Genomic DNA, 12740 nt, shown 5'->3' with positions numbered 1-12740 from the left:
GTGACGGACTGGAGCTGGGAGTACGAGGGGTACAAACCGGCTGACGAGCGGCTGCGGGAGTCGCTGTGCACGTTGGGCAACGGCTACTTCGCCACTCGGGGTGCGCTTCCGGAGTGTGCTGCCGATGAGGTGCACTATCCGGGGACGTATGTGGCCGGCATCTACAACCGGCTCACGTCCGATGTCGCGGGCCGCCGTGTGGAGAACGAGGACATGGTCAACGTTCCCAACTGGCTGCCGCTGCGCTTCCGCCTCCCCGGCGGGCCGTGGCTCACCCCCGACACCACGCCCGTGCTCACACACGGACTGGATCTGCTCCTGGCCTCGGGCATGCTCGAACGGCGCACGCGCTACGACCTTGGCGAGGGACGCGTGCTGTCCATCCGCCAGCAGCGGCTTGTTCATATGGGCGACCCACATATGGCCGCCCTACGCACCGAGTTCACGGCCGAGGGGTTCTCCGGCGAACTGGAGGTGGAGGCGGCCCTGGACGGCGGAGTCACCAACGCCGGCGTGGCGCGCTACGGGGACCTGGACGGCCACCACCTCACGCATGTGCATACCGGCACCGCCACTCCGGACACGGTGTGGCTGCGCTGCCGCACCCGCACCTCCGACATCCGGATCGGCATGGCAGCTCGGCTGACCGCCGACATGCCCGTCGTGGCCGACAGCGACGATTCTCGCACCACCCAGCACACACGGCTGTACCTGACGGACGGCCTCACCGCCACCGTCGACAAGACCGTGGCCCTGCACACCTCCCGCGACCCGGCTATCAGCGACCCGCTGCACGCAGCCGTCGACCGGGTGGGCCGGTCCCCGGGCTTCGACGACCTTCTCGAGTCGCACCTCACCGCGTGGGACCAGCTCTGGCGTCGTGCGGAGCTCGATGTGCCCGGCGAGTCGGGCCGGATCCTGCGGCTGCACCTCTTCCATGTCCTGCAGACCCTCTCCCCGCACACCGCCGACCTCGATGTCGGCGTGCCTGCCCGCGGGCTGCACGGCGAGGCCTACCGAGGCCATGTCTTCTGGGACGAGCTGTTCGTCCTGCCTTACTTGAATCTGCATTTCCCGGAGGTGTCCCGCGCTCTGCTCCGCTATCGTCACCGCCGCCTTGAACAGGCCCGCATCGCGGCCAGTTCGGCTGGCCATCGGGGTGCGATGTATCCGTGGCAGAGCGGCAGCGACGGACGCGAGGAGACCCAGCAGCTTCACCTGAACCCCCGTTCGGGGCGGTGGCTGCCCGACCACTCCCATCTCCAGCACCATGTGGGCTCGGCGATCGCCTACAACGTGTGGCAGTACTGCGAGGCGAGCGGCGACATGGAGTTCCTGCACACCAAGGGCGCCGAGATGCTGTTGCAGATCGCCCGGTTCTGGGCCGACCGGGCCGTGTACGACGAGAGCCTGGGCCGGCACCGCATCAAGGGAGTCGTGGGTCCGGACGAGTACCACGAGGCGTACCCGGGCAGCGAGGCGCCGGGTCTCGACGACAACGCGTACACGAACGTCACCGCGGCCTGGGTGCTGGTCCGCACCCTGGAGCTGCTCGGCACCCTGCCCGAGCCCCGGCGGCGCGAACTCGTCGAACGCACCGGACTCGACGGAGGGGAACTCGAACAATGGGAAGACGTCTCCCGCACCCTCCATGTGCCCTTCCACCGTGGCGTCATCAGCCAGTTCGAGGGTTACGGCGAACTTGCCGAACTCCCTTGGGAGAAGTACTGGCAGCGCTACGGCGACATCCGCCGCCTGGATCGGATCCTGGAGGCGGAGGGGGACTCCGTCAACCACTACAAGGCCTCCAAGCAGGCCGACGTGCTGATGCTGGGCTATCTCTTCGCGCCGGCCGAACTGCGCGAGCTGTTCCGCCGGTTGGGCTATCGGCTGGATGACGAGATGTGGCGGCGCACGGTCGACTACTACATGCACCGCACCAGTCACGGCTCGACGCTCAGCGGGCTGGTCCACGGCTGGGTGCTGGCCCGGTGCCGGCGTACCGAGGCGTGGAAGTTCGTGCAGGAGGCGCTGCAGGGAGACATCGCCGATGTGCAGGGCGGTACCACTGGCGAGGGTATCCATCTGGGTGCCATGGCCGGCACCCTCGACCTCGTGCAGCGCGGGCTGACCGGTCTGGAGACGCGGGGTGGGGCGCTGTGGCTCGACCCGGTGCCGTTGCCGGAGCTGTCCTCGTACGGGTTCGCCCTGCGCTACCAGGGTCACTGGGGTGTCCGACTGCGTCTGGAACGCGGCAAGCTGGAGATCGCCGTACCGTCCTCCGACGCGTCACCGATCGACGTACGGCTGCCCGGGCGTGCGGTCGCCGTCGATCCCGGGGAGACGGCCTTGCTGGAGTTGCCGGACTGATGGGGCGGGCGCAACTCGCGGGTGTGTGTCCTGATGTCGGAGATCAGCCGCGTGTGGTGCAGCCGGTTCCCGGACGACCTTCCAGGCGATCGGCACACCCTTGGTGCGTGACGTAGTCATGCCAGTTCAGCCGCCGGACGTCGACACCAGCCCATGCCGCAGCGACAGGGCCGCCACCGCCAGGAGCGCGGTGGCGAAGGCGGCGAGGACCGCCAGGCGTGCGGAACCGCGTGCCCCGCGGTGCGCAGCCACTCGGGGACCACGGCCAGGGGCCACATGCAACCGCCCAGCATGCCCAGGCCGATGCCCAGCGCCGGGCCCACCAGGGACTGCACAACGGCCAGCAGCAGGTCGGGGTCTGCACGATGGCCGCGGCGCCCGCCAGGGCGTTGATGAACACGAACAGCACGAGCATGGTCGGTGTGCTGTAGCTGTAGCCGAGCGGCAGGAAGTCGCTCTGGCGGCCGCCGCCCGCGGTCTCGCTGCGGACAACGATGGGGGCGGCGGCCCGTTCGGCGCTACGGGTGAGGCGGAGGTTGTCCTCGAAGGAACCGCCGGCCTCGTCGCCGGCGAAGCGGGCGGCCTGCAGGCGTGCGGCGTGCTCCGCCACCACGGCCGACACCGAGGTCACCGCCGAGTGACCGGCGCTGCCCGAGGGCTCCACGAGCACTCGTACGGTGACGGACCGCCCGGCCCGCACGTCCGCGTCGAGATCCGTTGGCACCACGACCACGGCGTCCAGCGCGGGGCAGCGCGGCGCATGCGTCGTGGGTGGCGTCGTACGTACGGGTGCGCAACCCGGGCGCCTCCTGGAGGTCCGTGGTCAACTCCCGTGCCACCGGCCCCGCCTTGGCCGCCGGGACCAGTCCGACGCGGAACTGGTCGAAGCCGCTCACGGTGACTCCGATGACGACGATGATGGCGACCGGCAGCAGCACCATGAAGAACAGCGCGGTGCGGTCGCCCAGCACACGCGCCAGGGTTGCCCGGGTCACGGCGAGAGCGGTCATGGTGTCCTCCTCAGCCGCAGCAGCAGCGCCGTCACGGCGATCACGACGACGCAGAACACGGCGATGCCGAGCAGCGGTGCCCCGACGGCGTCCCAGCCGCGCGCCCCGAAGCCGACGGTGAACAGCACGAAGAACATGCCCATGCTGGGCGGGGCTCTCGCCGCGACGGCCGTGGCGACCGACAGCCGGTCGGCGTTGACCTGGGTGACGTAGGACTCGGTGACCGCACGGGCGAGCTGGGCCTGCAGGCCGTAGTCGACTCTGTCCAGCACCCGGACGGCCTCGGCGTCCCCGCCGTGCAGCGGCTCGGTGAACCCCCGGGGCACGACGATCGCGGCGTGCGCGTCGCCCGCGTCCACGGCCCGCCGGGCGAGTTGGAGCGCCGTGTGGACGAGGTGCTCGACCTCATCGACGGGTTCGTTCACCGTCGCTACCTCATTGCGCGAGGGAGAAGTAGTTCTCTTCTTCTTGCGTGAAGTGCAGCCGCAGCACCGTGTGCAGCCCGTACAGACAGGCACGCAGGTCGTCCAGCTGCTCCGGGGCCAGGTGCCCTTCGGGGCCGGCCAGCGTCAGGTGGGTGGCGATGCGGTGGGCGAGACGGTCGATCTCGACGTGGGCCCTGCTCATCGTCGCCGTGGCCTCGGGGCCGCCGAGCGCGGACGCGAGAGCCGGATAGAGCTCGTGCTCCTCGGCGTGCTCGTGCGGCAACAGCCGCTCGGTTAGGAGGCGGTGCACCTCCCGTACGGCCGCGAGAGCCTCGGGCCCGGGGCCGTCCGAGAGCCGGTCGGCGGCGCCGCGCACGGTCTCCAGCACGTACTGGAGGTCGTCGTGCTCGGCCGCGAAGCGGTGGATCAGCGCCGCCGTGGACGGCTGGAGCGCCGTGCGGGACGCCCGGTCGTCGCCCAGCGCGCGCAGCGCGTTGAGGATCACGGCGACGTCGATGCCCTCCTGGAGCAGGGCGCCGGCGGCCGGCGGAAGCAGGCCGAGGGCCGCGGCGGCCATCGCGGCCAGCGACAGGGCCATCCCGCCGAGCGCGCTCTGCACCGCGATGCGCCGGGACCGTACGGCGATGGTGACCGCGTCGGCCAGGCGGTCCACCCGGTCGGCGGTCAGCACGATGTCGGCGGCCTCGGAGGACGCCGTGGAGCCGCGGGCGCCCATCGCCACTCCGATGTCGGCGGCGGCGAGCGCGGGCGCGTCATTGACGCCGTCGCCGACCATCACGGTGACGGCGCGGTCGCGTTCGGCGCGCACCGCGGCGACCTTGTCGGCCGGGGAGAGGCCGGCGCGCACCTCGTCGAGACCGAGCACGGCGCCGACCTCGCGGGCGGGCTCGGCACGGTCGCCGGTGAGCATCACGAGCCGTTCGATGCCCGCCGCGCGCAGCCGGCGCAGCGTGCGCGGCGCGTCGTGACGCAGCGGATCGCGCAGCAGCACGGCCCCGACCGGGTGGCCGTCCACACTGAGCCAGACGACCGCCGCCCCGTCCAGGACGGCTCGGTTGTCCGCCGCGCGGGCCCAGGTGGGCTTGTCGACCCCCAGGTCCAGGCGGCCCACGCACATCCGGCGTCCGGCGACGGTGCCCACGGCCCCGCGGCCGGGTTCCTCGGACATGTCCGAGGGCACGGACAGGCGCAGACCGCGCTCACGGGCCTCGTCGACGAGGGCCCGCGCCAGCACATGCGGCGAGTACTGGTCCAGGGAGGCGGCCAGCCGCAGCACCTGCGACGGCTGCCAGCCGTGCGTCGCGATCACGTCCAGCACCCGCGGGCGTCCGCCGGTGAGCGTCCCCGTCTTGTCGAGCAGCAGCGTGCGGGCCCGGCCGAGGTTCTCCAGCGCCCCGCCGTCCCGGATCACCACCCCGCGGCGCGAGGCCCGTGACAGCCCGGAGACGACCGCCACCGGCGCGGCCAGCAGCAGCGGGCACGGCGTGGCGACCACCAGCACCGCCACCGCCCGCACGGCGGATCCGCTGACCAGCCAGGTCAGCCCCGCCACGGCCACGGTGAGCGGCAGGAACCAGGCCGCGTACCGGTCGGCCAGCCGGACCACCGGCGCGGACTGCGCCCCGGCCTGCCGGGCCAGCCGAACGATCCCCGCGTACGTGCTGTCCCGCTCCGTCGCCGACGCACGCAGCTCGAAGGCACCGCCCGCGTTGACGGCGCCGCTGCGCACCGAGCGGCCCGGCGCCCGCCGCACGGCCAGCGGCTCACCGGTGAGCACCGACTCGTCGAGCACGGCCGGGTCCCGGACCACGATCCCGTCGACGGGGACGACTTCGCCGGGCCCGACGACGAGGAGATCGCCGACCGCCACCTCGCCCAACGGCACCATGCGCACCTCGGTGCCGGTGCGGCGCCTGGCGGTGCGGGGCGCGTGCTCCAGCAGGGCGCGCAGATCGTGCGAGGCCCGCCGCCGGGCGGCCGCCTCCAGCGTGCGGCCCGAGGCGAGCATCAGCGCGATCAGCGATCCCGCCAGGTACTCGCCGACCGCGAGCGTGCCGGCCAGCGCCAGGACCGCGATCAGGTCGACGCCGGCCTGACCGCGCCTGAGGGCGCCCAGCACCCAGCCCACCGCGGGCCCGACGGCGACGATGGTGCCCAGGGCCCAGCACAGGTCGGCGAGATCGGTGGCGCCCGCCAGCCGGAAGGCGCCCCCGACCGTCAACGCGACCAGGGTGTCGGCCAGCAGCAGCGACTCCAGGGCCGGCATACGGGAGAGGGCCGACAGCACCTGGTGCGGCGGCCTCTGCGGAAGGAAGCGGGTCATGGCGGTCCTCGTCCTGGACACCCGGTCGGCTCAGTCGTGCGGGACGACGGCGACGGGGCACGACACGTGGTGCAGGGCGGCGTGCGCGACCGGCCCGAGCTTCCACGTCAGGAGCGACGGATGGCGCCTGCGTCCCACCACCAGCAGCCGGCCGCGGGCCGAGGCCGTCAGCAGCACCTGCGCGGCGGGACCTGTGGCGACGTGCTTGGTGACCGGCACGTCGGGGAACTTCTCGCGCCACGGTGCCAGAGCGTCGGCCAGGCGTGTCCGCTCCTCGGCCTCGATGTCCTCGTCGGGACCGGCGACGAGCGAGGCCAAGGGCACCGCCCGTACCGCCCGAAGCCGCGCTCCGTGCGTGGCGGCCGAGGTGAAGGCGAACTCCAGCAACGGCTCGGCGGCCGTCGCCGGATCCTCCACCCCGACGACGACCTCGTCGCGGTTCGCCGCCGCCGGGTGGTCCCAACCCGTCTCTACGGCGGGATCGTCCGCTCGGACGGCGACAGCCGGACACGGCGTCAGGCCGAGCACGTGCAGGCTGCTGGAGCCCAGCAGGAAACTCGCCACGGAGCCGTACCCGCGCGAGCCGAGCACGAGCACGGACGCGCTCGTGCCGTGCTCCAGCAGGGCCTGTGCGGCAGGGGCCGACACCAGTTCCGTGGTCAGCGTCAGATCACCGTGACGGTGGAGCAGCTCGGCCGCGGTCCGCTGCAGGATGTCCCGGCCGTAGCGCTGCTTGGTATGTGCCTCCTGACGGATGGGCACGTCCAAGGGCTGGGTGGTCCACGAGTGGAGCAGGACGACGGGCAGGTGCCGGTCAGCGGCTTCGCGGGCGGCCCACCAGGCGGCCGTCACGCTCGCCGGCGATCCGTCCAGTCCCACCACTACAGGTCCGGTCATGGCGCACCTCCCGGTGTCGGCGCGGCACCCGGTGACCCAGTGCCGCGCGTGTGCTCCCTCCCCACTTCCAGAGTGGGATCCCGGCGACCCCCGGACGAGGGCCGGTCGGGGTGCGCGCGGGGCCCGGTCGGCCCTGTCCCGGAATCGGTCGGCGAGACGAGCCTGGGAGCACAGGAGCGAGGCGACGGCCGTCGGCCGGGCCCCCGGGCCCGGCCACACCGTGCTGCCCCGCCGCGTCGTACGGAGCCCGACTGCCTTGCTCGGAAAGGGGAGCGCGATGGAAAGCCCGGTTCTCGTAGGGGTGGACGGTTCCCGGCTCGGGACCGTGCGCGAGGTCCGGACGGGAGGGCGGTGACCGTGGGCGGACGACTGGCGGCAGCGGCCGTGCCGGAACGCGCACCGGAGGCGGACAGCCACCGACTGGCCCCGGCCGAGGTGGCCGCCGGCCTGGGGGTCGACCCGGCGACGGGACTGAGCGCGCGGCAGGCCGCCGAGCGCGCCGCGACCCAGGGGCCGAACCGGCTGGCCGAACCGGCCCGGCGGCCCGAATGGCTCAAGTTCCTGGACCAGTTCCGCAACTGGCTCATCGGCATCCTGCTGATCGCCGCCGTCGTGGCCGGCGCCATCGGCGACATCAAGGACGCCGTCGTGATCACCGTCGTCCTCCAGATCAACGCCGTCCTCGGCTACCTCCAGGAGCGGCGCGCCGAGCGCAGCCTGGAGGCGCTGCGCCGGATGCTGGTGCCCACCGCCCGCGTCCGTCGCGACGGCACGCAGCGGCAGGTCGAGGCCGCCAGCCTCGTCCCCGGGGACATCGTCCTGCTGGAGGCGGGCGACCGGGTGCCGGCTGACGGGCGGCTCACCGTCGCGGAGTCGGTGGAGGTCGCGGAGGCGGCCCTGACCGGCGAGTCACAGCCGGTCGCCAAGAGCACCGCGCCGGTCGAGGCGGGGACGAGCGGACCGGTGCCCCTCGCCGAACGCACCAGCATGCTGTTCATGAACACCGCCGTGACCCGGGGCCGGGCCGAGATGATCGTGACGGCCACCGGCATGCGCACCGAACTCGGCGCGATCGCCGAGGCGCTGCGCAGCGGCGCGGAACCGCCCAGCCCGCTCCAGATCCAGCTCGACAGCCTCGGCCGCCGGCTCGCCCTGCTCAGCGGCGTCGCGGTCGTCGCCTACGCGCTCGTCGCCCTGATCCAGGGCGAGAGACTCGGGGAGATCGCCCTGCGGGCCGTGGCCCTGGCCGTCGCCGCCATCCCCGAAGGGCTGCCGGCGGTCCTGGCGCTGACCCTCGCGCTGGGCGTGTACCGCATGGCACGCCGCGGGGCCATCGTCAAACGGCTCGCCTCGGTGGAGTCGCTGGGCTCGGCGACGGTCGTGTGCAGCGACAAGACCGGCACGCTGACCCTCAACGAGATGACGGTACGAGCCCTTTGGACCACCGGCAGGCTCTACGACGTCACCGGCGAGGGCTACGGCACCCGGGGCGCCGTCCGCGGCGGCGAGGGACACCCCGATCGACTCCTGCCCGCGGTCCTGCCGTTCGCCCTCTGCAACGACGCACGGCTGACCGACGACGGCTTCGTCGGCGACCCGACGGAGGCCGCGCTGATCGTCCTGGCCACGAAGGCCGGCCTCGACGCCGACGGGCTGCGGGCCGAACTGCCGCGCACCGGCGAGCTGCCGTTCGACGCCGCGACCAAGTACATGGCCACCTTCCACGCCGAGCCCGACGGCCGCACCCGCGTCCACGTCAAGGGCGCGGTGGACGTGCTGCTGGACCTGTGCACCGCCGTACAGGCCGAAGAAGGGGTACGACCCCTCGACGCCCCGCGCCGCGGCGAGGTCGAGGCCGTGGCCGCACGTCTCGGCGGCGCGGGACTGCGCGTCCTGGGTGCCGCCACCGCCGTCGTGGACGGCCCGCCGGACCCCAGCGCGCTGCCGGGCCTCACCCTCGTCTCCGTCGCCGGGATCGCCGACCCGCCGCGCCCCCAGGCCCGGGACGCGATGGCGCAGTGCCGGTCCGCGGGCGTCGCGGTGAAGATGATCACCGGGGACCATGCCGACACGGCGACGGCCATCGCCCGTGAACTCGACATCGACGGCCAGGTGGTCACCGGCACCGAGCTGGACCGGATGACGGAGGAACAACTCGCCGCGCGCATCGACGACATCGGCGTGTTCGCGCGGGTCGCCCCCGAGCACAAGGTCGGGATCGTGCGGGCCCTGTCGAGCCGCGGCCACATCGTCGCCATGACCGGTGACGGCGTCAACGACGCCGCGGCGCTGCGGGCCGCGCACATCGGCGTGGCGATGGGGCGCACCGGCACGGACGTGGCCAAGGAAGCCGCCGACGTGGTCCTCACCGACGACGACTTCTCCACCATCGTGCGGGCGGTCCGCGAGGGGCGGGCGATCTACGACAACATCGTCAAGTTCGTCCGCTTCCAGCTGGCCACCAACGTCGGCGCCATCCTGACCCTGCTGGGCGCCTCCCTGGCCGGCCTGCCGGCCCCGCTGACCGCGGCCCAGCTGCTGTGGATCAACATCATCATGGACGGCCCGCCCGCCATGGCCCTGGCCGTGGACCCCGCCCGCGACGACGTGATGCGCCACCCTCCGCGCGATCCCGAGGAACGCATCCTGGACACCCGCCGCCTGCTGGCCATCACCCGGGCTGGCGCGGCCATGGCACTCGGCACGCTGGCCCTGCTGGCCGCGGCCCGTTCGTGGATCGACACGGACACCGCGCTGACCATGGCGTTCACCACGTTCGTCCTGTTCCAGCTGTTCAACTCGCTGAACGTCCGCGCCGACGACGGGCCCCTGCTCGGCCGCCACCAGTTCCGCAACCGGACGCTGTGGCTGTGCCTGGCCGCAGTGCTGGCGGTGCAGGTGCTCGCCGTCCATCTGCCGTGGGCCCGCTCGGTGTTCGGCACGGTGCCGCTCGACGCGGGCCAGTGGGCGCTGTGCCTGGGTACGGCATCCACGGTGCTTCTCGTCGAGCTCGCGGCGCGCGCGGGGCGACGGCTGCTGGGGAGGTAGGCGCCTACGTGGCGGTGCGGCGCCCGCCTCGCGTCAGCCGGCCGGTGGTGTCGTGCACGGCCCGCCACACCGTCTCGGCGACATCGCTCTCCTTGGTGAACAGGTACTGGCCCGTGAGCGCGAAGCCGGGGGTGGGCGACCGGCTGCTGGACCTACTGGCCAAGGAGCCCGAGTACACCGACTACGTCCCGGTCCACGGCAAGTCCGCCTTCTGAGCCCCCGGAGCGGATTTCGGCCCACCGCCTCGCCCGACCACCCCCGAAAGGCAACGACCATGACCGCGACCCGGCCCGCCCTGGACCCCGAACTGCGGGAGCTGCTCGCCGACATGCCCCTCATGTCCCGGCTCGACGCGGAGGTTCTCACGCGACTGCGCCGGATGCCGTCGACCCCCATCGACTCCCTCCTCGCCCACGGGCGGGTCGACCGGCGTGAGATCACCGTGCCCGCCGGCGACGGTGCCCCGATCCCCTTGTCGGTCTTCAGCCCGGCGGACGGGGAACGCACCGCCGCCGCACCCTGCGTCTACTGGATCCACGGCGGCGGGATGGTCATGGGCGACCGCTTCTCGCAGATCGACATCCCGCTGGAGTGGCTCGACGCGTTCGGTGCGGTCGTGGTCTGCGTGGACTACCGGCTCGCCCCCCGAGGCCACCGGCACCACCCTGGTCGACGACTGCTACCGGGGACTGCTCCTGGTCGCCGAACACACCGCCGAACTCGGCGTCGACCCCGCCCGCATCGTCGTCGCGGGAGCCCTGCTGGCCCGCGACCTCGGCACCCCGGCGATCGCGGCGCAGATGCTGATCTGCCCGATGCTCGACCACCGCGACTGCACCCTGTCCGGCCGCCAGTACTCCGGCGCGCCCGGCGTCTGGACCGGCGAGATGAACGAGTTCGGATGGCGGGCCGTCCTCGGAGACGACCTCTCGGTCCTGCCGGCCACCTACGTCGACACCGGCTCCGCCGAAGTCTTCCGCGACGAGGACACCGACTACGCGAGCCGTATCCGGGCGGCGGGCGGCCAGGCCGAACTCCACGTGTGGGCAGGCGGCTTCCACGGGTTCGACGCGCTGTACCCGCGGGCACGCATCTCCGCCACGGCCCGGCCGCACCCGTACCGACTGGCTCGCCCGGGTCCTGCCCGGCATCCAGGCCCTGTCGGCCTATTGGATCGCGCGGTCACCGGCCTCCGGCCGCTCCAGGTGGGTGGCGAGTACGGCGGCCTGGACGCGCCGCTGGACGCCCAGCTTGGCCAGCAGCCGGGAGATGTGGTTCTTGACGGTCTTCTCCGACAGGTAGAGCCTGCTGCCGATCTCGCGGTTGGTGAGACCGTCCCCGATCAGCGCGAGGATCTCCCGCTCGCGCGGGGACAGCCCGGCCAGTTCCGGCGCCTCGGCGGGGGCCGCGGCGGGCTCGGTGCGCAGGGAGCGCATCAGGCGGGCCGTGGTCGCGGGGTCGAGCATGGACTGGCCCGAGGCGACCGTGCGTACCGCCGACACCAGGTCGGACCCCTTGATCTGCTTCAGCACATAGCCGGACGCCCCGGCCATGATCGCGTCGAGCAGGGCGTCCTCGTCGTCGAACGAGGTGAGCATCAGCACGGCCAGCTCCGGCATCCGGCTGCGCAGCTCGCGGCAGACGGTGATGCCGTCGCCGTCCGGGAGGCGTACGTCCAGCACGGCCACGTGCGGTCGCACCGCCGGGGCCCGGACGAGGGCGTGCTCCACGTTCGCCGCGTCGCCGACGACGGAGATGTCCGGCTCGGCGTCCAGGAGGTCGGACAGTCCGCGCCGGACGACCTCGTGATCGTCCAGCAGAAAGACCCGGATCGGCTCCTGTGCCGTGAAGCGGTGCGCTTCGGTCATGTCGACCCCTCGTTCCCCGGATGGTGGCGGACGGCGGCCGCCCTCGACCACGATCATCACCCGTCAGGAGCGTGGGCACCAGGGCCGATCGGCCCCACTCGGCGCATCAGGCCGTGGAACCGTCCCACCCGTCCAGTTCGAACGTGACGTCCACGACCCCCTCCACCGCCCGGATCAGCCGGGCGGCCACCGGCACCAGCGATGTGTCACGGATCCGGCCGCTCACCGTCACGACCCCGTCGTCGACCGCGATCCGGGCCGCCGAGGCCGGCGGCGGGAAGAGGTAGGCCATGACCTCGCGGCGCACCTCCTCCGCGATCTCCTCGTCGTCCCGCAGGAACACCTTCAGCAGGTCGGCCCGGCTGACGATGCCCTCCACACGGCCGTCCACGGCCACCACCGGCAGCCGCTTGACCCTGGCCCGTGCCATGGTCCGGGCGGCCTGCGCGAGCGTGGCGTCGGCCGTGACGGTCATCGCGGGAGAGGTCATCAGCTCGCCCGCGGTCAGCGAACCGGCCTTCCTGAGGTCGGACAGCCGGCGCAGTTGCGTGTACCGGTCGGGGTCGCTGTCGCGGAACTCCTCCTTGGGCAGCAGATCGGCCTCGGAGACGACACCGAGGACCCGCCCCCGGCCGTCCACCACGGGCACGGCGCTGACCTCGCGGTCCTGCAGCGTCCGCACGACATCCTTGAACGCGGCGTCGCGGCCGACGGTGGCGACGTCGCGGGTCATCACATCACGCACGATGTGCGGGGATCCGGGCACGATGGCTCCTCC

General features: G+C 72.9%; 9 protein-coding genes and 1 pseudogene. 3 read left to right on the top strand and 7 right to left on the bottom strand.

The features are described from left to right. Complete coding sequence (locus tag IM697_RS26430; protein ID WP_194038601.1) at positions 1-2370, top strand: glycoside hydrolase family 65 protein; 2370 nt, start codon at positions 1-3, stop codon at positions 2368-2370. A 126-nt stretch (positions 2371-2496) separates the two neighbouring features. Here the strand turns inward: IM697_RS26430 and IM697_RS45555 are convergent, their stop codons facing one another. The 5 genes from IM697_RS45555 to IM697_RS26410 form a co-directional block, all read right to left on the bottom strand. Further along, positions 2497-2622: a hypothetical protein gene (locus IM697_RS45555; protein WP_265582671.1), complete on the bottom strand. Its 126-nt coding sequence runs from the start codon at positions 2620-2622 to the stop codon at positions 2497-2499. Positions 2623-2888: 266 nt separating this feature from the next. Next, positions 2889-3380 (bottom strand): hypothetical protein, encoded by a 492-nt coding sequence (locus IM697_RS26425; RefSeq protein WP_194038600.1) that lies wholly within the window; start codon positions 3378-3380, stop codon positions 2889-2891. Then, the gene (locus IM697_RS26420; protein WP_194038599.1) at positions 3377-3805 is read right to left on the bottom strand and encodes a hypothetical protein; all 429 of its coding nucleotides are present in this window, start codon (positions 3803-3805) and stop codon (positions 3377-3379) included. The genes IM697_RS26425 and IM697_RS26420 overlap by 4 nt, the downstream gene beginning before the upstream one ends. 10 nt (positions 3806-3815) lie before the next feature. Beyond that, a complete protein-coding gene (locus tag IM697_RS26415; protein WP_194049875.1) occupies positions 3816-6092 on the bottom strand; it encodes a heavy metal translocating P-type ATPase in 2277 nt (758 codons plus the stop codon). Between the two features lie 87 nt (positions 6093-6179). Next, positions 6180-7046 (bottom strand): universal stress protein, encoded by an 867-nt coding sequence (locus IM697_RS26410; RefSeq protein WP_194038598.1) that lies wholly within the window; start codon positions 7044-7046, stop codon positions 6180-6182. A 357-nt stretch (positions 7047-7403) separates the two neighbouring features. Here IM697_RS26410 and IM697_RS26405 point away from each other — a divergent pair, with 357 nt between their 5' ends. Both IM697_RS26405 and IM697_RS26400 read left to right on the top strand, forming a co-directional pair. Then, complete coding sequence (locus IM697_RS26405; protein ID WP_265582670.1) at positions 7404-10094, top strand: cation-translocating P-type ATPase; 2691 nt, start codon at positions 7404-7406, stop codon at positions 10092-10094. 274 nt (positions 10095-10368) lie between these two features. Further along, positions 10369-11237, top strand: a pseudogene (locus IM697_RS26400) (alpha/beta hydrolase); the annotation flags it as partial. A 23-nt stretch (positions 11238-11260) separates the two neighbouring features. Here IM697_RS26400 and IM697_RS26395 read toward each other — a convergent pair. Next, entirely contained in the window at positions 11261-11962 is a 702-nt protein-coding gene (locus tag IM697_RS26395; protein ID WP_194038597.1) for a response regulator, read from the bottom strand. Positions 11963-12068: 106 nt separating this feature from the next. Then, positions 12069-12728: a CBS domain-containing protein gene (locus IM697_RS26390; RefSeq protein ID WP_194038596.1), complete on the bottom strand. Its 660-nt coding sequence runs from the start codon at positions 12726-12728 to the stop codon at positions 12069-12071. Between the last annotated feature and the right edge of the window lie 12 nt (positions 12729-12740).

The organism is Streptomyces ferrugineus, assembly GCF_015160855.1.
In the GTDB taxonomy this organism is placed as follows: Bacteria; Actinomycetota; Actinomycetes; order Streptomycetales; family Streptomycetaceae; genus Streptomyces; species Streptomyces ferrugineus.
This window is presented reverse-complemented; position numbering and strand designations above follow the sequence as displayed.

Bases quoted from the DNA above. Each gene is read 5' to 3' on its own strand.
- IM697_RS26425 (WP_194038600.1), bottom strand. From the start codon at position 3,380: ATGACCGCTCTCGCCGTGACCCGGGCAACCCTGGCGCGTGTGCTGGGC.
- IM697_RS26415 (WP_194049875.1), bottom strand. From the start codon at position 6,092: ATGCCGGCCCTGGAGTCGCTGCTGCTGGCCGACACCCTGGTCGCGTTG.
- IM697_RS26410 (WP_194038598.1), bottom strand. From the start codon at position 7,046: ATGACCGGACCTGTAGTGGTGGGACTGGACGGATCGCCGGCGAGCGTG.
- IM697_RS26395 (WP_194038597.1), bottom strand. From the start codon at position 11,962: ATGACCGAAGCGCACCGCTTCACGGCACAGGAGCCGATCCGGGTCTTT.